Annotated in this window: 15 protein-coding genes; 8 read left to right on the forward strand and 7 right to left on the reverse strand. The window is 65.4% G+C overall.

From position 1 onward, the window contains the following. The first annotated feature begins 11 nt into the window (after positions 1-11). From tssK to LFL96_RS32415, 5 genes are read left to right on the forward strand one after another with little or no spacing between them, the layout of a single operon-like run. Positions 12-1,622, forward strand: coding sequence for a type VI secretion system baseplate subunit TssK (gene tssK, locus LFL96_RS32395; protein ID WP_281001968.1), 1,611 nt, complete (start codon positions 12-14; stop codon positions 1,620-1,622). Continuing rightward, entirely contained in the window at positions 1,609-2,547 is a 939-nt protein-coding gene (locus LFL96_RS32400; protein ID WP_281001969.1) for a DotU family type IV/VI secretion system protein, read from the forward strand. Before tssK ends, LFL96_RS32400 begins: the two co-directional genes overlap by 14 nt. Further along, complete coding sequence (locus LFL96_RS32405) at positions 2,544-7,028, forward strand: type VI secretion protein IcmF/TssM N-terminal domain-containing protein (RefSeq protein WP_281001970.1); 4,485 nt, start codon at positions 2,544-2,546, stop codon at positions 7,026-7,028. The genes LFL96_RS32400 and LFL96_RS32405 overlap by 4 nt, the downstream gene beginning before the upstream one ends. 12 nt (positions 7,029-7,040) lie before the next feature. After that, positions 7,041-8,489, forward strand: coding sequence for a type VI secretion system protein TssA (tssA, locus tag LFL96_RS32410; RefSeq protein WP_281001971.1), 1,449 nt, complete (start codon positions 7,041-7,043; stop codon positions 8,487-8,489). A 46-nt stretch (positions 8,490-8,535) separates the two neighbouring features. Beyond that, positions 8,536-8,829, forward strand: coding sequence for a DUF6150 family protein (locus LFL96_RS32415; RefSeq protein ID WP_281001972.1), 294 nt, complete (start codon positions 8,536-8,538; stop codon positions 8,827-8,829). A gap of 140 nt (positions 8,830-8,969) precedes the next feature. On the opposite strand, the gene LFL96_RS32420 is transcribed toward LFL96_RS32415, so the two are convergent. Continuing rightward, a complete protein-coding gene (locus tag LFL96_RS32420; RefSeq protein WP_281001973.1) occupies positions 8,970-9,554 on the reverse strand; it encodes an SPOR domain-containing protein in 585 nt (194 codons plus the stop codon). A gap of 168 nt (positions 9,555-9,722) precedes the next feature. On the opposite strand from LFL96_RS32420, the gene LFL96_RS32425 reads away from it, so the two are divergent. Together LFL96_RS32425 and LFL96_RS32430 are read left to right on the forward strand one after the other, a co-directional pair. Then, positions 9,723-11,267: a hypothetical protein gene (locus LFL96_RS32425; RefSeq protein WP_281001974.1), complete on the forward strand. Its 1,545-nt coding sequence runs from the start codon at positions 9,723-9,725 to the stop codon at positions 11,265-11,267. Positions 11,268-11,282: 15 nt separating this feature from the next. Beyond that, positions 11,283-13,745, forward strand: a complete 2,463-nt coding sequence (locus LFL96_RS32430; protein ID WP_281001975.1) for a GNAT family N-acetyltransferase — start codon at positions 11,283-11,285, stop codon at positions 13,743-13,745. 30 nt (positions 13,746-13,775) lie between these two features. On the opposite strand, the gene LFL96_RS32435 is transcribed toward LFL96_RS32430, so the two are convergent. Genes LFL96_RS32435 through LFL96_RS32450 form a run of 4 tightly spaced genes read right to left on the reverse strand, consistent with a single transcriptional unit; the run spans position 13,776 to position 18,170 of the window. After that, complete coding sequence (locus LFL96_RS32435; protein WP_281001976.1) at positions 13,776-14,117, reverse strand: hypothetical protein; 342 nt, start codon at positions 14,115-14,117, stop codon at positions 13,776-13,778. A gap of 10 nt (positions 14,118-14,127) precedes the next feature. Next, positions 14,128-15,183 carry a sugar-transfer associated ATP-grasp domain-containing protein gene (locus LFL96_RS32440; RefSeq protein ID WP_281001977.1) on the reverse strand — a complete coding sequence of 352 codons (1,056 nt, stop codon included), beginning with the start codon at positions 15,181-15,183 and terminating at the stop codon, positions 14,128-14,130. A gap of 37 nt (positions 15,184-15,220) precedes the next feature. Continuing rightward, positions 15,221-16,603: an undecaprenyl-phosphate glucose phosphotransferase gene (locus LFL96_RS32445; protein ID WP_281001978.1), complete on the reverse strand. Its 1,383-nt coding sequence runs from the start codon at positions 16,601-16,603 to the stop codon at positions 15,221-15,223. 52 nt (positions 16,604-16,655) lie between these two features. Further along, on the reverse strand, positions 16,656-18,170 hold the full coding sequence (locus LFL96_RS32450) for a mannose-1-phosphate guanylyltransferase/mannose-6-phosphate isomerase (protein WP_281001979.1): 1,515 nt from the start codon (positions 18,168-18,170) through the stop codon (positions 16,656-16,658). 327 nt (positions 18,171-18,497) lie between these two features. Between LFL96_RS32450 and LFL96_RS32455 the strand changes: the two genes are divergently transcribed. After that, positions 18,498-19,745, forward strand: a complete 1,248-nt coding sequence (locus LFL96_RS32455; RefSeq protein ID WP_281001980.1) for an O-antigen ligase family protein — start codon at positions 18,498-18,500, stop codon at positions 19,743-19,745. 34 nt (positions 19,746-19,779) lie between these two features. Here LFL96_RS32455 and LFL96_RS32460 read toward each other — a convergent pair whose 3' ends face one another. Then, entirely contained in the window at positions 19,780-20,979 is a 1,200-nt protein-coding gene (locus LFL96_RS32460) for a glycosyltransferase family 4 protein (protein WP_281001981.1), read from the reverse strand. A gap of 72 nt (positions 20,980-21,051) precedes the next feature. After that, positions 21,052-22,377: an oligosaccharide flippase family protein gene (locus tag LFL96_RS32465; protein ID WP_281001982.1), complete on the reverse strand. Its 1,326-nt coding sequence runs from the start codon at positions 22,375-22,377 to the stop codon at positions 21,052-21,054. Between the last annotated feature and the right edge of the window lie 29 nt (positions 22,378-22,406).

Consider the following 22,406-nt stretch of genomic DNA (forward strand, 5'->3'; position numbering starts at 1 on the left):
TCGAGGACATGATGAACCAGTCGAGCCCGCCCGTGGATCTGCCGTATGGCCTGCAATGGTCGGAAGGGCTATTGCTGTCGCCGCAGCATCTTCAGCAGAACGACCGCTTCTGGCACGCGCAGTTGCGCTATCTGGTCGGCCGCGCGAATCCGGATTTCGTCGGCGTGCGTCATCTCGAACTCGACGAGGGTCTGCTCGGCAAGGGGCGCATCGCGGTGCGCGCGCTCGAATGCGTGCTCGACGACGGCACGCCGATCGTGCTCGACAAGACGCGCGACCCTGCGCTCGAACTCGACGTCAGCGCGAGCCTGACGGCCTCGGGCGACCGCGCGCGCGTCGCGCTGGTGCTGCCGTTGCGCGGCGATGCCGCGGCCGCCTCGGGCAGCATGAACCGGCGCTACCAATCGGTGCCGGGCGTCGCCGCCGTCGATGAAAATACCGGCCGCGTGCCGGTGCTGGTGCCGCGCCTGAAACCGGTCGCGCGTCTCGAAACCGGCTGGACGCGCGGCACCAATCTGCTGGCCGGCTGCCCGCTGTTCGAACTCGAACGCACGCCGCTCGGCACCTATCGCTGCACCGACTATCTGCCGCCGCTGGCCGTGCTTGGTGCCGACGATTTTCTGCGCGAGAAAAGTCTGCAACGCCGCGTCGCCGCGCTGCGCGACAGCGTGCGCATGAAGCTGCGCGAACTGGCCCAGGTGGGCGAGGGCGCCTATCTGAACGCAGCCATCGGTGACGCGTTTCTCGCGCTGGCCGCGCGCCGTCTCGCGGCGATCCTGCCGGAACTCGACGTGCTGGGTCTCGGCGCCGACGTCGCGCCGCGCACGCTGTATCTGGCGCTCGCGCGCGCGGCGGGCGAGGTGGCCGCGCTCGATCCGCTACCGGACCCGCCAGTGCTGCCGCCGTACGATCATTTCGACTGCCAGCCGGGCTTCGACACGGCGCTGGCTTTTGTCGAAAGCCGCGTGAAGGCGCTGCGTCCGAGCTTCGAGCGCTTGCCGTTCCATCGCGACCAGCGCGGCGAGTTCTCGTTGCGCCTGCCGCTCGATGCCGGCGACCGTCTGCTGATCGAAGTGGTGCCGTCGGCCGCGCAGACTCGCGCCGATCTGGAACGCTGGCTGGAGAGCTGCACGATCAGCCATCCGCAGTGGCTCGACGCGCTCGACAGCCGGCGCATGCCGGGTGCGCCGGTGCAGGCGTCCGACACGCGCCGCAAGGGTTTGAATCCGGCCGGCCTGTACTACGAGATCCGCAATGCCGCGTTCGATTTCGATAACGTGATGCGCGACGTGTTCACGGCCGGCGACATGCTGACGATTCGCGGCGGCGGCCGTTACGCGGCCTCGCACGCGCCGGGCGGGATCGTGCTGTATCGCGAGCCGGGCGGCGCGCAGGCGGGTCACGACGCACGCCACGGTCACGATGGGCGCCATGACACGCATGGCGATGCGGCGCGGCGCATGGCGCGGCAGTTGGGGGCGCAGCAGGGCGCGCAGGCGCTGCAGGCTAACTCGCAGTCGAACCTGCAGCCCAACCCGCCGCAGACCCAGCCGCCGGCGCAGCAAGCGGCGCCACCGTATGCGCCGGGCAATGGCGAGGACGCGGGGCATGCACACATCTGAGCGCGAAGCGCTACGCACACGGCTGCCGCTCTACACCTACTTCTGCGATTTCTACGGGCAGCTGGTGGACATCAAGCGGGGGCTGGCGGCGTTGCCGGCGGGGCATCCGGCGCCGGTCGAGCTGACGGCGGCGGCGGTCCACGCACGTCTGGTCGAAAGTCTGCGCGAGCAGTACAGCAGCGTGCAGCGCGATTGCACGCCGGATCAGTTGCAAATCTATCGCGACGCGCAGTACGCGATGGCCGCGCTCGCCGACGAGCAGTTGCTGCTCGAAGTGCGCTGGGCCGGCTGCGGCGAATGGCTCGACCTGATGCTCGAAACCGCGCTGTTCGACACGCGTCATGCGGGGGTGCGCTTCTATCGCCTGATCGACAGCCTGCTCGCGGTGGCGCAGCCGAGCCAGGCGCATGCGGAACTCGGACTGGTGCTGCTCGGTGCGCTCGAAGTGGGATTTCGCGGCGCGCTGCGCGGCGACAGCGAGGCGCCCGCGCTGGCCGCGCGTCGTGCCGATCTGGTCAAGTTCGTCACCGATGTGCGCGGCGACGACGCGGGTGGCCATGCATTCGAGCAGGCCTACGAACATACGATCGGTCCGCGCGAACCGGAGCCGGCGAGTTGCCGGCTCGCGCCGCTGTCGCCGTGGTTCAACGCGGCGCGCCTCGCGCTGGTCGCGTATCTGCTGGTGTCGGCGGCGATCTGGTTCATCGTGATGTTTCCCTTCGAGCGGCTGGTCGCCAACGATCCGGCCGCGCAGCGCGTGCGCGCGGAACAGAAGCTCGGCAATGCGGTGGCGGCCAACGACGCCGGTACGGCAACCGGACCGACACAGACGTCGGGCGCGGTGAGCGTCGCGCCGGTGACCAGCGCCGACTCGCTGACGGTAAAACCCGCGTCTAAACCGGCGCCTCGGGGAGATGTGTTGTGAGCGCGGTATTCGACATTCTGCTGGTGACCGGTCTCATCCTCGGCGTGATTGCCGGGCTGCTGATCTGGCGTGCGCGCAGCGCGCCGCGCACGGCCGCCGCCGCGGCTTCGGGCGCTGACGACAGCGTCGCGCCGGGCTGGATCACCAGCACGCTGGCCGCGATCGACTACGCGCGCACGCGCCGCGAGTGGCGCTATCGCCTGCCGTGGATTCTGCTGCTCGGCGAACGCGATGCCGGCAAGACCAGTTTCGCGCGCTCGGCGGCGGTGCGGCTCGCGCAGTCGAATCCGGACCGGCGCTATGCGTCGTTGCGCATTCCGGACAGCGTGACCACGGTGATGAATCGCGGCGTGCTGATCGACATCGACGGTGGCGTGTCGTCGCAGAGCGCGAGCGGGCCGGCGAATGCGGCTGCGGCGGTTTCGGCATCGGCATCGGCAAGCGCGCCGGCTAGCGCGCCGGCTAGCGCATCGCCGAACGTCGCCCCAAGCGCTTCCACAACGTCACCCGCTTCTTCCACCACGACGGCCCGCGACAAAAAATCCCGCTCGCGTTGGGAGACGCTGCTCAGAACGCTCGTCGATCTGCGGCCCGAGCGTCCGGTGGACGGCATCGTGCTGACGGTGTCGGCGCGCAGTCTGCTGAATGCGAGCCCGGACCTGCTCGACCGTCTCGCCGCCGACGCCTATCGCCAGCTCTGCGACGTGCAGGACGCGTTCCGTTTCGTGCAGCCCGTCAGCGTGGTGGTCACGCAGTGCGACCGCATCGACGGATTCGCGCCGTTCTGGCGCGCGCAACCCGACACGCTGCGTCAGCAGATGTTCGGCTGGTCGGCGCCGGTCACCGCCAGCAACGACACGCCGCAGGACTGGTGCCGCGAGGCGCTGCGCGTGGTGATCGAACAATTGCGCGCGTTGCAGATTGCCGGCGCGTCGACTGGCCAGGCCGCCGCGAGCGAAGCCGATCGCGACGGCACGCTGCTGTTTCCCGCGCATCTGCAACAACTGCGCGCGCCGCTCGCGCAATGGCTCGCGGGCGCATTCCGCGCGACGCTCGACCGCCCCGGCCATCTGTGCCGCGGCATCTATTTCACCGGCGATCTCGGCGGCGGCAGCGTCGGCGCGAGCGAGACCGTGAGCTTCGTGACCGGCCTGCTCGACGACAAGGTGTTCGCCGAACGCGGCAACGCGCGCGTGGTGCGCGCGTCGGCGTGGTCGCGCAACCGCTATCTGCGCGGCTTCCAGGTCGCCGCGCTGGGTGTCGCGGCGGCCCTCGCGATCGCGCTGGGGTTCGCGGGCGCGCGGCTGTACCGCACCGTCGATCAGCTCGACCGCGCGCTGGTTCAGTTGCAGACCGTGCAGCCGTACAGCGGCGGCGTCTGTCCGAGCGCGAGTGAAATCTCCACGCTGCTGATGTCCGTGCACGAACTCAATACCCGTTCGTTCGATCTCGCCAATCCGTGGTCGTGGCCGTGGTTCTGGCATCCGCTGCGCGACGGCGCCGCGCAGGTGGTGGCCGGGCGCGTGTTCGCCAACGTGGTGTTGCCGGGGCTCGGTTGCCAGCTGGCGGTGCGCGCGAAAAACCTGAGCATGAGCGGCGCGCAGGCGCCGCGCATCACCGGCGATTTGGGCGAGGATGCCCGCGAGGCGCGCCGCCGTCTGAACCGCCAGTTGCGCGACGTCACCGATCTCGAAGCCGGCCTCGGCACCTTCTACAAGATCGCCGAGCCGTTCGCGGGCGGCGCCAGCGAACAGGACCTGATGCGTTTCGCGCGGCTCGTCAATTTCGCGTACGGCCTGCCGCTGTCGCTCGTCACGCAGGACGGCGACGGCGGTTTGCTGGCCACCTCGCTGAGTTCGGCGTCGACCGATTACCGGCCGGATCTGCCCGACAATCTCGCCGCCGGTTATCGCGATCAGCTCGCGCAGATGGAAACGCATCTGCGCAATGCGCTGGTCACGCAGGCCGGCTCCGGCGAGCAACTGCTGATCGATCTGCAATCCGGCCATGGCGACCCCGCCGGGCAGACCCGTCAACTGGTCGGCTGGCTGTCGTGGACGCGTGACAACTGGCTCGGCGCGGTCGGGCAGGAAGCGCAGCGCAATCTGTGCGGGCAGATCCGCACGGATTTGCGGCAGCAGATCCGGCAATTGATGCTGGTCGATGCGTCGTCGGGACAGCATGCGGCCGGCGCGGCGAATGCGTCGGCGTCGTCGAGTGCATCGGGTGCATCGGGCGCGTCGGGCGCTTCGGGTACGGCGATCGCGCAGATCGAGCGCGCCGCTTACGCTTCGCCCTATGGCGCCCTGCTGGAGACCACCGCGAACACGTTCTCCGCGACGGAATGCGACGACGAGGTCTATCAGAAGCTGGACGCGCTGTCGGTGCCGCCGTACAACCCGCTGATCGTTCGCGAGCAGGGTCAGCGGGTGTTCAATGCGTCGTTCAGACAGGAGTTCGCCGGTCTCGCCGCGTTGTCGCAACTGCATTTCATGCAGGTGACGAAGCGGCGCGTGGCGTTCGCGTGCTCGATCAACGGGGCGGGTCCGACCGGCGCGCGTAGCTGGAATGCGAATGCGCTCGGCGACGCCACCACCTACATCGACGAATACCGGCGCTTCGCGCAGCAGTTCGCGTTCGCGCCGGGCAAGGCGTCGTCGCCGGGCGGCACGAGCGCGGCGGGACCGCGTCCGCTATATGTCCAGATCGCCGCCGTGCAACTCGAAAACGCGCTGAACGATTCGCTCGTCGAAGCGCAGGCGCCGCCGCCGCCTGGTCCGGATGTGTGGCCGGCCGCGACGTCGTCGAACGCATTGAGCGCGGTGCCGTTCGACGAGCAGGCGCTCGCGCAGACGAGCCGCGATCTGTCGCGCACGCTCGGGCCGTTGATTCAGGTGGAACGCGCGTACAGCGAGTTCGGTTTCAGCAAGGGCTTCAGCGCGCTGTCGGGCTGCCTGCAGCAGTACGCGGCGAACCAGTTGTCGACGGTCGGCAGTCTCGCGGTGCAGAGTCAGCTGTATCAGCCGCAGACCGATACGACCGGCAGCGAGTTTTTCGAACTCGGCACGGTGCCCGTCACGCGCGATTACCTCGCGCGCCAGGTCGCGCGCTCGCAGGTGCTGGCCGCATACGCCGCGCCGTTCGCGGCGCTCGCGCAGAACTCCGGCAATGCGCCCGCCAACAGCCCGAACGTGCAGACGGCCTCGTACTGGAGCAATTCGATTGCCGAGGTGAACCGCTATGTGCCGTCGAACGATCCGGCGAGTCAGATGGGGCAACTGGCGTCGCTGTTCGTCGATCGTCTGAACGGCATGACCGCGCAGAACTGCGGCTCGCGTCTGCAGGACGCCGCCGCCGCGCCCGCCACCGACGACGGCGCGAACGATCTGTTCGCGGCGCGCCGCCGCGATCTCGTGAAGGTCGCGCAGTCGCTCTGTCAGGGCAGCGATTCGGTTGCGTTCCAGAATCTGTTTGCGCTGTTCGATGCGACGCTCGGCGGCCGCTATCCGTTCGGGCTCGCGGGCGCGCCGGAAGCGTCGCCGGTCGCGGTGCGCGATTTCTTCTCGGTGTACGCGCAGCAGAGCGCGGCGTTGCGCGCGCAACTGAGCCGTCTGCCGAAGGCGCAGCGCAATGCCGCGAGCGCCTTTCTCGATCAGCTCGACGACGACCAGAAGTTCTTCGCGCAGACAGTGCGCGCCGACGGCAGCCTCGCGGTGCATCTGAACGTCGGCTTCAACGTGCGGCAGGGCGCGGAGCGCGGCGCGGATCAACTGGTCGGCTGGATGCTGAGTTCCGCGAACCAGTCGGCGGTTTATCCGAATGGGCAGAGCGGGCTCGACTGGGTCGCCGGGCAACCGCTCGCGCTGGATCTGACGTGGGCCGAACTGTCGCGCTGGGCGCCGTACGCGAATCCCGCCGTGCCGGATTCGCCCGATGTCGAAGGCCGCACCGCCACCTTCGGCACGGGCGGCACGTGGGCGTTGTTGCGGCTCGTGCAGCAGCACGCGATCGACCGGGGTGCGACCGCCGCCGACGGCATCACGCTGCGCTTTAATGTGCCGGTCGCGAGCGCGGCGAGCGTGGCGGCCTCCACGTCGGCGATGGCGGCGGCCGCTGCGTCGGGTGCCGCGAGCGGGGCCGGTGCCAACAATGCCGCGAACGCCGGTGCGAACAGCGGCGCGTCATCCCGTCCCGCGCCGCCGCTGACGTCGGCGAGTACCGCGCAGTTGCTGGTCAATCTGCAATTGCAAGGCGTCGATCCCACCAGTCACGCCGCCACGCCGCTGAAGCTTCCGGCCTTCCCGACCGGCTCGCCGTCGATGCCGGCGGCGAGCGGGCAGAGCGTTTCGTCGCGCAGCCTGCGCGGCACCGCGCTGAGCGCGCAGATTCCGACCATTCCCTCGCTACCGCCGCTGCCGCCGGGCCTCGATGGCCCCGCGCCGGTCGCGAACACCGCTGCCGCTTCGGCGGGCAGCCACTGACAGGAGTTAGACATGGAGCATCCGCTCGCTTATGCCAACGCGTTTCTGGCCGCGCATTACGGCATGGATTGCGCGACGCTGCTCGCCCCGATCGATGTTGCCCAGCCCCAAGGCGCGACGCTGCGCGGCACGCCGGTGTGGAACGCGATCCGCCGTGCGCGCGAGTCCGACGACGCGTCGTTGCCGCTCGGCGCGTGGGTGCGTCAGCTGAAGCGCGCGAACTGGGGCGAGGTCGCGCGCGCGTCGCTCGATGCACTCGCGTATCGCAGCAAGGACCTGCACCTGGCCGTGTGGCTGTGCGAGGCGCTGTTGCAGGAGCGAGGCTTCGCGGGACTCGCGGCGGGCGTCGCGGTCGTCGATGCGCTGTGCGAGCGCTACTGGGACGTGCTGTATCCGGGCAGTCCGGACGGCGACTACGAGCATCGGGCGAATCTGGTTCGCTGGCTCAACGAGAAGCTGATCGCGCCGGCGCGGCTGGTGCCGTTGACCGCAGCGTATGGCGCCGACGCATCGACGCAGCCTGGCGGCGTGGGGTTGCAGCAGAGCGGCACGTCCGACAGCGAGCGCGCTTACACATGGGCCGACTGCGAGCAACTGCGGCGCCAGCAGCAGGCGTCGTCGCAAACGCGCGGGGGCGACGAGGGCGGCCTCGATGCCGCCGGTTTCGACAAGGCGATGGCGGCGACCTCGGACGAGTTGCTGAGCGGCCAGCATATTGCGCTGAGCCAGGCGCTCGCGGCATTGGCCAAACTCGGCGCGACGCTCGATCAATGTTTCGACGACGATGCGCCGGGACTCGGCGCGCTGCGTGGGGTGCTCGAACAGATTCACGCGTTCATCAGCGCGCAGCTGGTGCAGCGTGGTTTGCCGTTCGGCGTGACCGCGCGCGCGGCGAGCGCGGCCGGCGTGGGGGCGGGGTCGGCGCCGCTGCCCGCTGCGGCGTCGTATGCGGAGACTGGCGTCGTGCCGTTGACGGAGACGATTTCCGTGTCGGTGTCGATGGCGGCGCCCATGCAGGGACAGGCGGGTGAGGGCGGGTACGTGGAGTCGAACGGCGCTTCCGTGGCGGATGTGGGTGATGCCGCCACGGCGGCTCATCATGCGCCGGCTCATGCGTCGGCTCACACGCCAGATGACTCGTCTAGTCACGCTAACGAAAACCCGCACGAGCCCACATCCGCGCCGCCCATCGACGCGAACGCGAGCGCCGAAGCCCACTCGCTCGCCAACCCGATCAACGCGCGCCGACACGCGTACACGCAACTGGCGGTGGCCGCCGCCACGCTTGCCGAGCTCGAACCGCACAGCCCGGTGCCGTATCTGATTCAGAAGGCGATCGAATGGGGTTCGCTCAACACCGCGCAACTCTACGACGAGCTGTTCATCCAGGGACGTGGCCAGTTGAACGTGTTCGAACTGCTCGGCATCGGCATGCAGCAACCCACGGAGAACGAAGCATGAAGATCATTCAAAAGGCACGGCTCGCGCGATTCGCCAGGAGCCTTTGATGGCACGCATCTTTGAGGCCAGGTCGCTGGGCGTGGCCGATGTGCGTGTGGCGATCGTCGCAGATCGCGGGCGGGCGGATCTGCTGGTGTGTCGCGTCAACAGCTACGGGCTCGCGGTCGGCGATGCACTGTGGTGTATCACGCCGGACCGGGGGAACGCTACCTCGGTCGCGTTTTGTAGCGAAGGCATGGCACAGCTGAAGGTGTGCTTCGTGCAAACGCGCGGCGAAGCGGGATGGGTGCATGACCGGCCGCATCCGTGGCGCGGGCGGCTCGGACGGCAAGGTAGGTGAAGCGGGGGACGCGGTGGCAGCAGTGGACGCGGGAGCAGTGACTGTGGTGGATGAAGCGGGTGCGGTGAGTGAAGGGTGCGGTGAGTGAAGCGGGTGAAGCGGGTGAAGCGGCCGAATGACTCAGGCGCACGCTTTATCGTTCAATGCGGGGGTGGCGGCAGCAGAACGACGGGCGGCAACGCGGTCGATTTCAGTTGCCGGCCGACCACGAGTTGATCGGCGCTGGCCGCTTCCGCCGAGGGGTAATCGCCCACCGCCACGATCAACGGCTGGCCGCTGTCGGTGATCGGCACGATGGTTGCCTTGAAGCCCTGCTCGGTGATCGAGCCGGCGAACAGCGACGCGGCGTCGCTCGACGTGAAGGTGGCGGCCTGCAATGCGTAGTGGCCGTGCGCGGGCGGCGGCGCCGGGACCAGCAGACTGGCGAGCGGCGCCGATGCCGCGTATGCGGCGCTGGCGGGCCCGGCGTTCTTCGCGATGACCGCGCCGCCCGCGACGGTCGAGCCGGCCGAGGTGGCCGAAGCGCCCGTGGGACCGCCCGATGCAGCGTTCGACAGCGCGCCCGCCTTGCCGCGCTCGCCGGACACAGCACCGGGCAGCATGGCGGCGGCCCGGTTGGCGAGGTGTTCGATCGGCGCCTTCACGTTCGAGGGCGCGAGGGTGCCGGCGGCGAACATCGCGGCGCCGAAGGCAATCAGCAACAGCAGGAAGAAGGCTTTGAGCATGCTGGCAGCGTTAACAGCGGACAGTGAGGTTCGTGAAAACAGCGGCCTCAATCATAGACAGAGGCGCGCCGCTTGGCGAGCGCGATCTGGAAGATTCACGCAGCGTTCGTCGCGTTCGGTGTTCGAGGCGGCACGTACAACGTATCAGTCAATGGAGACGCATTCGTCATGAATGGATCGCGCAAACCCCCCAATCAGGACCGCCGCCCGGTCAAGCAACTGCCGACTGCCGCCGAGTATCGCGCGAAGCGCCAGGAGAAGATGGACGAGGCGCGCAAGGTTCGACGGCACGAGATCCTTCAGCAACGGCGCAATAACTTGACGTCGACGTTCCCGGGGTCGGGCGGAACGCAGCCGCATTCGCCGTTCACCGCGCCGTTCTCGAACCCGTTCTCGACGCCGCAACACAGCACACCGTTTTCGACGCCGTTCTCGAACCCGTTTTCCACGCCGTTCACCACGCCGTTTTCAACGCCCCAGCACAGTACGCCGCTTTTCACGCCGCCACCGCTTCATCAGCCGCTTCAGCAACAGCCGAGGCAATCGTCCACGTCGATGGAAATCGAAACGCACACGCCACACACGCCGACGCCGAGTTCGCCGCTCACGCCGATGACCCTGCCGCAAACGCATGCGCCTCAACCCACGGTGCAACAGACGCCCGAACAGGTGCTTGGCATGTCGCAACAGGCCTGGGCGAAATTCAGCGAGCGCTCCGCGACCGAAAACCGCCGCGACGTGATGGGTTTGCCGGCGCCGGTGCATCGTCCATCGCCGGAACTCAGCAATTTTCTCTACGACAAGGGGGGCGTGAAGCTGGACCATCAGGTGAAGTACGGACCAGGGGCCGGCATCGATACGACCCATCAAGGCCAGATCGACACGCACTACGGCGCCAAGACCAAACCCCGCCTCACGCAGTACTCGTCGAACCGCAATCACTATGTACGCGCCGCGAACGAGTCCGGCCGGCCGCTCACGCACCAGGAATTCGACGTCAGCCAGGGACGTAATCCTGGTCCCACCAGCATCAATCACGTGATCGCGAGCGGCACCGGCCAGAATCTGATGAATCAGATGACGATGCAGTTCGACAGGGGCGTCGAAACCTTCGACTCCGGCCGGGCTGGTCTCGCCAAGGCCGGCATTGCGAAGCGCGACCCGACGAAATACGACGCATCGAAGCTGGGCGTGCTGAACCGTGATCGCCTCGACGTGCTCGGCGGCATCGCGCAGCAGGCGGCGGCGGTCGGCCGGATGACCGGCATCGGCCGCGCAATCGTGACTGAAGAAGCGCCGCTTGAGGTGCTCAGCAAGAATCCTGGCGGCGCGCAGGGCGAACAACGACACTGGCATCTCGGCAAGCGCGACGCCATGGCGAAGAACGTGCTGTCTGCATTCCAGGCGCCGACCCTGGATGCGCGCTACAGCGGCTACAAAAGCTACCTGAAAAGCACCTTCGACTCGTTCGGCAATTTGCGGCTCGGCCACGGCACCGGCAATGGCCGCGTCAGCACCGGGATCGACATTCCGTTGACCAGCAGCATGACCCCGACCCCGCGCGGCGAACGGCTGTACCAGGCGAATCTGACGTTTGGCTTGCCACATATGGAAACGGCGCAAACGGTTAGTTCGGGCGGGGCCTCATACCGCTCAGGGTTCTTCACGACAACCTCGGGAGGACTTAAGCTGACCAGCAGTACGGAAAAATAAATCGAAGGAGACGGTATGACGGGGATCGAGTCAGCGGTCAGGCCAGCGACCAGGCGTTTCGCCGAAGTCTGCGCGATGCTGCCGGGCGCGCCGCCGCTCGCGGACGCGTTGGCGGGGCCTGCGTGGGCGGCCATCTGGGCCGACGCGATCGTGGCTTTCTGGGAGACCGAGCGCGAGCTTGGCGCGCTCGATGCGAATGAGCCGCTTTATCTGCTCGACGTCTCGCCCGGATGCGGTTCGCAGGCGTGGCTGTTGATCGACGCGCTCGCCGAACGCTTGTCGTCGAGCCGCGTCGCGGATCTCGAGTGGCGTTACGTGGTGTGCGAGGCTGGCGCGGGTCTCCAGGACGGGCGCGAGCTGTCGGCATCGCGTGCGACAAGCGTGTCGCGACATCGTGTTCTTTCTCATCCGCGCTTCGCGCCGTTGATCGACAGCGGGCGTGTCGGACTCGCGAACTGGCAGCTGTCTGGAGAGGGTTTTCTACTCGGGCATACGGATTCAGACTCAGATTCGATCCCGATCGAACGTTTCGCGAATCCGGTGGCGGCCATTGCCACCGGCTGGTTCTCGCGGCAACCCGCGGATCTGTACGGCGCGCATTACGGTCAATGGCTCGAAGCGACAGTCGAGGTGACCGCCGACGCTTCAGGTTATGCGTTGGCCTATCAGTGGCAACCGGCGTCGATGAATGAGCCGGCGGACGTATCGGCGAACGCGTCGGCGGCTGCATCCGCAGGCGCGTCGACGAACGAATGGGCGCCGCTCGTCGAGCGATACACGACGAATCTCGTCAGCGCCTGCGTGTTGCTGCCCACCGGCGCGATGACGTTGGTGAACGCATTGCGTCGCATAAGCGGCGAACGTTACCTGCTACTCGCGTGCGATGTGGGCGCGGCCGGCGAAACCGCGCTGCGCGACGGTGCGTCGAGCGCGCCCGATACGTGGCAGCCTGGCGACACGCTGTCGCCCGTCAACTTCCACGCGCTCGCCTGGCGTCAGCGTTGCGCGTGCGTGATCCAGCGCGAGACCGGCGCCGACGGTCTCGTGCTTCAGGCGGTGTGGTCGCGCGCTAACGAAGCGTTGCCGTCTTCTGCGCAGCGTGCGCTCACCGGCTTGATCGAACGATGCGAGCCGTGGGATGCGCGGCGCCTCGCGCAAGCTGCCGGATCGATCGGGGAAGGCGCGCCGCTCGATACGTCGATGACGTTGCTGCGCGCATCCAATGATGATCCGGTCGTGCTCGGCGCCGTGCTGTCGAACTGGTCTGCGCGGGCCGCGGACTTGTCCGCCGCGCCGGAACGGATCAGGCAGGCGTGGCGGGACGCGCTGGCGCGGACGTGGCGTCACTATCTGCCCGGTACTCACACCACGCAGTTCGACGCGCAACTGGCGAGCGCGGCCACGACGCTCGGCGCCTGGGGACTCGCGAAGGATATCTGGCGCAGCGTGCTGGCATTCGATGAAACGATGCGCCTTGATGCGATCACAAGCGCGATCACAAACGCGATCACAAACGCGATCACAAACGCGATCACAAGCGCGAGCGACGCGCATCGTCAAGACGAAGCGTGCGATGCCCGCGAGCAACGCGCAACAGCTTTGCAAGCCGTCCTGCAGGGCGATGAAGGGACCGGCGGGACCGGCGAAACCGATGACCTCGCCCGCCAGCATCACGCACGCTGGCGCGCCTGCGTCCATCTGCATCTCGCCAATTGCCTCGCCTCGTCGGGCGCGCTCGACGAGGCCTGTACACACATTGCTCACGCGCTCGCACTCGAATCCGACGATCCCGATGTGCACGCATGGCAAGACGAACTGAACGCGCGCGCGACCCGCCGGGAGGCGTTGCCCTGGTATCGCCCCGATCTAGCGCGCGATGCCGCGCTGTCGATCGAACCGCTTGGTCTCGAACACGCCGATGCGCTGCTCGATGCGTACGCGGACCCGCACATCGCCGAGTTCGCGAATCTGCCGACGTTGAGCGATCCGGAACAGGTGCGGGCCTGGCTGATCAACGACGCCGCCGAAGCGGGGCGCACCAGTTACGCGGTGATCGATTCGCAACGCGGTCTGGTCGGCGTCGTAAGTCTGTGCCGCGCAGGCGACGCCGCGCATTTCTATTTCTGGATCGATGCACGCGCGCAAGGCCAGGGTTTCGGTACGCGCGCCGCGCGCTTGCTGTTCGAACAGGCGAGGGCCGCCGGCATCGACGAGATGTTCACCGCTTCGTATGCGGCCAACGCGCGCTCGCACGAAGCATTGCGCCGGCTTGGGTTCCATTGCTTGCCGGTGCGGTCGGTGGAAGATGCCGACGTCAGGTTCTTTCATCGGCGTCTTGTGCCGGCGAACGGCGACGCTGAACATGCGGCGATCGAGAACACAGTCGCACGTTTCTCGGCGCTCTCCGCCGCGATCGATTCGCCGGTCGAACTGGTTCTTCAAACGCGGGAGAGTGTCGGCGCGATGGCGGGCACGTGACGCCGTAGCTGGTTCGTTACGGGCGACGCGTCACCGGCCGCGCGTCACCGTCAACAAGCCCTTCACCCGCCGCGTAACCTGCGTGAGAAAACTGCCGGACGTACTCACCTGCGCGCGCCGGTGCGGCATGCGCTGAAGGTCCTGCCAGTCTTCGGACAGCGCGCGCGCATGATCGGCGGCGGGGAACGGCCATTCGACCGCCACCGCGCGCAGCAGCGTCGCGTGCTGTCCATGCTGTCCGTGCTGTCCTTTACCCGCGCTGTCGAGATAAGCGTTGATCGCGGAGGCCTCCTGCGCGGCCGAGCGTTGCGAATCGGTCGCGATGAAATCGTCGAGTCCTTCGATATGGACGCACCATAAAGTTTCGCTCACGTCCTGTCTCCTATCGGTTGCGCAGCCGCTCCCATTTCAGATCCGAAAAGCACGGCCCCTGGGTCGCCTCGCTGAATTTCACGTCGTTGTGCTCGCCGTTCCATTCGAGAACCTGCACGTTGCCGTCCGCATCGACGGTCAAATCCCAGCCTATACAGCGCGCGAACGGAATCTTGCGGTGCAGGTCGACGACCAGCGCGACGCATTGTGCGAAAGCGGGAATCGTCACGCCGTCGAAGCGCACGCCGGAGTCAGGATGCGCGTCGACCGCGCCCCAGTCGTGCAGATAACCCTCCCGGCCCAACTCGCCGGTCGCGAGATCGACCGGCACGCTGACTTCCCGGTCGGCGCGAACGTGCGTGTCGTGTTCCCTGCCAAAGCGGCAATAACAGGCCCGAACGGAAATGACGCCGCTGTCGTCCACCACCGTCGTGAAGCGCAGCGTCGCAACGGAGCGGGACGCAAACGCGCTGAATACGCGATGCTGGATCACGTACTTCTGAAAGACGCCATTGCCGAGCGCCTTGATCGTGTCGAGATCGACCGTTCCCTTGTCGAACAGATAAACGCCTTTGCCCTGACTCGACGCATCGAGCTTGAACACCACGCGCTCGCTTTCGCGGAACACGACGTCGTTCAATTCGCTCTGCGGAATCACGACACTTTTATCCGTGAAGAACAATCCATTGGCGAAATAGGCGACGTCCGGAAAAGCCTCGCCGCCGAAGATCAAGCGCGACAGCGGCTTCAAATCGGAGATCTTTCCGTACGAACCTTTCAGACTGGGCACCACGACGCTGCCGTAATAGTTGTCCGGAATCCAGCCTTCCTTGAAGGTCCTGCTGAACGCCGTATACGCGCGAAGCCATGGTGCGTAGATCGCGTGGCCGAATACGTCGCGTGCGTAGGTGTCGGCGAGCTGCAACTGCGCCGGGTCGGTTCTGCCGTGCCGCATTTCGAGCGCACGCAGCACGCGTGCCGCCTCCACGCGATGATGCCGGTGGAACTTGAGTTGTCCCGCCTTCTTCAACGATCGTCTGACCACATGTTCGACATCGAATGGCATCAGGTTCTCATGGTTTGCGCGGTTCCGCCATGGAAGATCAGTAGGCGTTCTGGTGGTGCAATCCGTTGGCGACCGTCGCGAGAATGATCTTCACGTCGAGCCTGAACGACCAGTTTCTCAGGTAGTACAGATCGTGCGCGACGCGGCCTTCCATCTTCTCGATGCAGTCGGTTTCGCCGCGAAAGCCGTTGATCTGCGCCCAGCCGGTAATGCCCGGTTTGATCCGGTATCGGTGGATATAGCCGGAGACGATGTGCTGATAGAGGTCGTCGTGTTCGAGCGCATGCGGGCGCGGTCCCACTACCGACATATCGCCGCGCAGCACGTTGAAGAACTGCGGCAGTTCATCGAGACTCGTGCGGCGCAGAAATCTGCCCACGCGCGTGATGCGCGGGTCGTCGCGTGTCGCCTGTTCGAGCACGCCTTGCTTCTGGATATGCAAGCGCATGGTCCGGAACTTGAAGATCGTAAACACGCGGCCGTCCGCCCCTTTGCGGCGTTGTTTGAAGAACACCGGTCCGGGTGAGCTCAGCTTCACCGCGATCGCGCAGGCGAGCAGCACTGGCGAAACCGCGATCAGCGCGCCGAGTGCAAAGAGGCGATCGAACAGTTCCTTCTGCACGAGCGCATTGGGTGGCAACGGCGAGGCCGCCAGATTGATGGTCGGTACGCCGAGCAGATCGGTGACGCTGCCTTCGAAAAGTGCCAGCGTTCGTACGTCCGGCATGAAGCGGATGTTGATCAGATCGTTGCGGAATTCGTTGACGAGCTTCAGTATCGTGCGTTCCTCGGTCAATGGCAGCGCGAGCCAGACTTCGCCGATCTGCTGGTCACGAACGTAGCGGGCAAAGCCCTCGTGTTCGTCGAACACATGAATGGCGGCGGGCATCGCGGCGCCCGCGGTGGAACCGACCTTGTACAGCGCGTTGGGGCGGAAACCGGCGGCCGGCGCCATGTCCATCTTGCGGAAAATCTCGTTGCAATGATCGCCGTGGGCCGCCACCGCCACCTGCTGCAAGTTCAGACCCGCATGCCGCACGCGGCCGAGCAGCATGTGAGTCGCGATGCGGCCCGCAATCATCAGCGCGCCTGACAGACCGGTCCAGTACGCGAACCACAGACGCGAGACGAAATCGATCCGATGCAGCGAGAACATCAACGCCATCGCGCAGGCCTGCACGACCAGCCAGCCTAGCGCGACCTGTCCGACCAGCGCGCGCTTGGAACGCCCACGCCACGATTCGTACACGCCGAGCGCCGGAAAGAACGCCAACGAAAACGCGGCGGCGAACGCCACGAACGCAAAGTAGAAACCCCGCTGCGAAACGTCGTCGAAGCGAATGCGCGAGGCGACGATCGCGCCGGCGAGGATCATCGCGACGTCGAACAACCTCGCCAGCAGACCTGTAATCAATCGCATTGCAGCCCCCCTGAGAGCGCCCGTCGGATGACTGGAGATCGGTCGAGATCGGTCAACCGCAACGTCCGTACTTGTCGTCGAAGCGGACGATGTCGTCCTCGCCGAGATAGGTGCCCGATTGCACCTCGATGATCTGCAGCGGGACACGGCCGGGATTTTCCAGACGATGCCGGATGCCGAGCGGGATATAGGTGGACTCGTTTTCGCCGAGCAGGAACTGTTCGTCGCCGCGCGTGACGAGCGCGGTGCCGCACACCACGGTCCAGTGTTCGGCGCGGTGATGATGCATCTGCAAGGAAAGACGCGCGCCCGGCATCACGACGATCCGCTTCACCTGGAAGCGGTCGCCATGATCGATCGAATCGTAAAAACCCCATGGCCGACGCACTTTTCTGTGCGCGTCGGCTTCCGGCGATTTGTCACGCTTGATGCGCGAGACGAGTCCCTTGATGTCCTGCACGTGCGAGCGGTCGACCACCAGTACCGCGTCGTCGGTATCCACCACGATCAGATTGCTGGTGCCGACACAGGCCACCAGGCGCCCGCCCTGCGAACGGCCGTACGTAGCGGTCGCGCCTTCGAACAGCACGCGGCCGCTCGCCGCGTTGCCGTCTTCGTCTTTCTGCATTGCCTGCCAGACGGCATCCCACGAACCGAGATCCGACCAGCCCGCGACCAGCGGCACGACCACGCCGTCGAACGGCGAATCGGCTTTGCCGATCTGTTCCATCACCGCATAGTCGATCGAATCGGATGGCGAGCGCAGGAACTCGGTGGCGTCGGGCATCATGCATTCGTCGGCTTTCTTCGCGTGTTCCCACGCCTGCAGACACGCGGCATGAATCTCCGGCTGGAACCGCTCGATCATCGCGAGCCAGACCGACGAGCGCACCACGAACATGCCGCTATTCCACCAGTAGTTACCGGATTCGACGTACTGCGCCGCGAGTTCCGCGGCGGGTTTTTCCACGAATCGTTCGATACGGTGCGCGCCATCGTGCAAGGCCTCGCCGAGGCGGATATAACCGAAGCCGGTGTCGGGTCGATCGGGCGGAATGCCGAGCGTGGCAATCTTGCCGCTCAGCGCGTAGTCGGCGGCAATTTCGATCGATTGATGAAGCGCGTCCAGATCCGCGATCGCATGGTCGGCGGGCATCGCGATCAGAATCGCGTCGCGGCCGTCGGTGCGCGCGGCGAGTGCCGCCAGCGTGAGCGCCGGGGCGGTGTCGCGCCGGCCCGGTTCCACCACGATGCGCGCATTCACGCCGATTTCGCGGGCCTGCTCGTAAGTCGCGAAGTAGTGTTCGGTGCCGCAGACGATCACCGGGTCCGCGGCAATGTCCCATGAAGTGCTGAAGCCGGCCATGCGTCCCATCGTAGCCTGCAGCAGCGTCTGGTTGCCGACGAGATCGATCAGCTGTTTCGGAAACTGCTCGCGCGATACCGGCCATAGACGCGTGCCCGAACCACCGGCGAGAATCACCTGAACGAGAGTCGGACGATCCAGCAGAACCTGCTCGACGTTTTCGCTTTTTGCGTTGCTGGCAACTTCCGTAACCTTGCTCATTTAAAGCTCCTTTACATGTTGGTACCAGCCGTGGCCGATGAATTCATCTTAGCCAGATTACGCTGCACCACAGCATTTCTGGCGCGAAGCGTTGAGGTTTTGGCCCGGCTCGTTGGACCTGTTTTGATGAGCGAAATCGAAGCGTGCCGATTTGTCGTTCGATGGGACATGTCGCGTGGAAAACGATGTAATGGCGTGGTAGGGTTCGAATGAATACGTCGATGAACTCGCGGCGATTGCACGGTCAAAGGTAGGACACCGGATGTTCTTTTTGTTCTATTTGTCCAGTCCCTCGACATCGCATGCCGTCCGTTTCCAGGAACCGCAATGGCCTACATCTCGCTACTCGCGCTATTTCTGACCGTGACGAATATGGTGCCCGTGAGCGCAGTGGGTTTGCTTCCGCTGGTTGTGCTGCCGTGGCGATTCTTCGGTCGAAGCTACCCGGCATTCATGACGCCGCTCACGGCATTCACGCTGCTGGTCATCATTTCCACGCTGCTCTACGATCCGCACTCGTTTCTGGAATTCGATTTCTACCGGCGCGACGGCAACTTCTTCATCTCCTATGCGCCGATCTTCGCGGGTTGCCTGTACACGCATCGCTGGGATCTGAATAAAGTACTTCGCACGTTCTTCATCTTCGCGGTGGCCATCAACATTCCGCCCTACGCGTACTACGTGATTCACAACGGTTTGCTCAGCATCCTCGCGCGGCCGGACGACAGCTTCGGCAGTTTTTTCATCGCGCGTAACGCGGCGGGTGGATTTCTTGCCATGCTGTTCTGCCTGGGCGTGGCCTGCTATCTGCACAAGCGCAGTAAATGGCTATTGGCGTTGCTCGCCGCGAATGTGCTGATGCTGTTCTCCACTTACAGCCGTGGTTCGCTGCTGGGCGTGCTGATCGTGTTGCCGTATCTGTATTTCGGCCGCAAGCGCTGGATGCTCGCCACGCTGCTGGCCTGCCTGCTGGCGGGTTCGTTCGCGATGGCGATCTATCACACGGACTCTCGGGTCGATTATTTCGGCTATCCCTTCACCATCGAGAATCAGGACGCGAAGGTCGCCAACCTCGACATCCGTTACGAATGGCTCTGGCCGCGCGCGTTGGCTTACTTCGAGCAGAGCCCGATCGTGGGGCTCGGGTTCGGATCGTTCGACGACCATATCGGCAATCTGACGTCCTATTTCGGCTTGTTGAGTATTCCGTCGAACATGATCATCGAGCACAGCGATTCGCACGCTCACAACTCTTACCTGAACTTTCTCGCGGAGATGGGCGTGGTGGGACTTGGGCTGATGTTGTGCTTCTACTGGCGGCTGGTCGAATGGGGCAAGCATGGTGCGGCGGCTGCCGCGCTCTTCGGCAATGGCGAGAACTTCGCCGCGTTCCGGTTCGTCGAGCTGTCGTCGGTTTGCCTGCTGGTCATGGCGGCGACCGAACACCGGTTGGTCTCGCCGTCCAATGTGCTGATTCTCTCGCTGGTTATTTCGCTGCTGCTGGCGGCGCGCTCGGTCGATAACGCCGCGATTGCCCACCTTCAGCGCAAATCCCGCAGCGGCGCGCCGCTTTGACGGCGTGCGCGGGATGACGTGTCCCGCTAATCTGTCATAGCGTCGACGACGCGACTTCGGCGTGATTGCGCTCTTCGGCGCTCAGTTCGCCCAGTACCGGATAGGGCAGAAACTGCTCAAGACCGCCATAGGGCAAACGGGCATCGACAAAACTCATCAATGCGCTCTTGAAGTTCTCCGACGAGAAGCGCTCGGCGTTTCGGCGGCATACGCGAGGATCGAACAGATGCGCGTTGTGCTCGAAGCGCGTGACCGCTTCGAGCAGCGAGTCGATCGTCTGATCGCCGAAGAACACGCCGGTAGGCCGTTCGAGCGGCAGACCGATGACGGATTCCAGCGCACCGCCACGGCCGAATGCGATCACCGGCGTCCCGCATGCCTGTGCCTCCACCACCGAGATACCGAAGTCCTCTTCGGCGGCGAACACGAAAGCGCGAGCCCGCCGTAAGTGATCGACAAGCACGTCGAAAGGTTGATGGCCGAGTATCGATACGTTCTCGCCCGCGGCCGCCTTGATCTTCTTCATCTCCGGGCCGTCGCCGATCACCACGAGGCGGCGCTCAGGCGTCTGCGAAAAAGCCCGCACGATGAGATCGATGCGCTTGTACGGCACCATGCGCGAGGTCGTCACGTAGAAGTCGTCCTTCTGCGCGCACATCGTCATGTTGGCCAGATCGACCGGCGGATAGATGACGGTCGCGTCGCGCCGATAGGTTTTCCTGATGCGTCGCGCGATGAATTGCGAATTCGCCAGCAGATGATCGACGCCGTTGGCCGAGCGCGAGTCCCAGCCGCGAATGTAGTGCAGCAGTACGCGCGCCAGCGCGGATTTGAGGCCGGTTTTCAGGTGCGATTCGTTCAGGTACTGATGTTGCAGATCCCACGCGTAGCGGATGGGCGAATGCACGTAACTCACGTGGAGCTGGTTCGGTCCGGTCAGCACGCCTTTGGCCACCGCGTGCGAACTCGAAATGACGAGGTCGTATGCGGAAAGGTCGATCTGTTCGATCGCGAGCGGCATCAACGGCAGATACGCGCGATAGCGCCTGCGCGCGAACGGCAGCCGCTGAATGAAGGAGGTGCTGACCGGTTTCCCTTTCACGCATTCGCGGTCTTCGAGAAAATCGACCAGCGAAAAGAGGTCGGCTTTCGGAAAGCACTCGATGATGTTTTTCAATACCTTTTCCGCGCCACCCGAAACCACCAGCCAATCGTGAACAATAGCGACTTTCACTTCAACCTCCTGTGAGATTGCAATCACGGTCCATTGTCTGCATAGGCCCTTGCCATTGCGCGATGAGCCGGCTCATTCGTCTTCCGCGCCGCGCGCGGCGCGTGCGGCGGTCCGCAAGCCGCAGGCCCCGCGCACCAGGCTCAGCGCCCGCGTGCCGCCCGGCACGAGATCGAAGAGTTCGAGACGAATCACCACGCCCAGCAGCATGAACGACAGAATCGCCTCGCCGGTCACCCGCGCGAACGCGATGCCGATGGCGCCGTAACGGGGCGCCAGATACAGCGCGGCGACCAGATTGATCAGCCCCGATGCGATACCGACGACGGCGAGCAGACGATCTTTCTTGCGCGGCACGAACACATAGCCCGCGACGAATTCGTTGAAGGCCGCGAACGGAAACATCCACGCGAACACCTGAAGTACATGCGCGCTGGGGCCGAACGCGGCGCCGAGAATCAGCGGCAGCACGAACGGGGAGAGCGCCAGCGCGCCGCAGAAAATCAGCAGGCCGTAGCCCATCAGCAGCATCGCGCCATGCCGGGTCGTCTCGTGCGCGCCGGCGTTGTCGCCCTGGGCGAGTTGCCGCGTGATGGTGGGAATGAACACCTGCGCGGCCGGGCCCATCAGCGCGAGCCCGATCGTCGCGAAACGTTCGGCCGCGCCGAAGTAGCCGACCTGTTCAGGCGTGGACAACAGCGTCAGCAGATAGGTCGACGAGGCGGTGAACACGACCGAGCCCGACGAGTAGAGAAACAGCATCGTCGAATTACGCACGAGGGCCGTGATGCCGCTGAAGCGGATGCGCGGCCAGCCGATCTGGCGAATCGTAATGCCGTACGAAACGATGGACGACGCCACGCCCGCGATCAATAGACTCGCCAGCACCCAGACCGAATCCGCGGGGCCGCGCACGAGCGGCAACACCAGCACGAGGCTCAGCGCGAAGCCGAATACCTCGATCATGATCGGCGTGCGGAATTGATGACGGCCCTGGAACATCCAGCCGAGGTTCATGCCGGAGACGATCCCCAGCAGGGTGGCGAGAAAACCGATCAACGGTCGCTCGGAGAGCACCGGCGAACACAGCGTCCCGATCACGCCGATCAATCCGCCGACCAGTCCGTGGACCACGCGCGCGCTCACGTGCAGCGAGAAGATCTCGTTGCACTCGGCGTCGCTCTGCGCTTTCGACACGTCGCGCATGCCGACCGGACTGAAGCCGTAATTGACGAGCATCCAGATCACGTTCATCAGCGACATCGACGCGAGAACCTGGCCGTATCCCGCTACGCCCAGCATCCGCCCGTAAAACGGCACCACGATGATGAGGTACACGTACCGCATCAAGTAGCCGCCGTAGACAAAGCCGATTACGCGGATGCTTTTTCGTCTATCCATGCCGTTCTCCGTGCCTGCGTCGTGGACTG

The sequence above is a fragment of the Paraburkholderia sp. D15 genome, assembly GCF_029910215.1.
Taxonomy (GTDB): Bacteria; Pseudomonadota; Gammaproteobacteria; order Burkholderiales; family Burkholderiaceae; genus Paraburkholderia.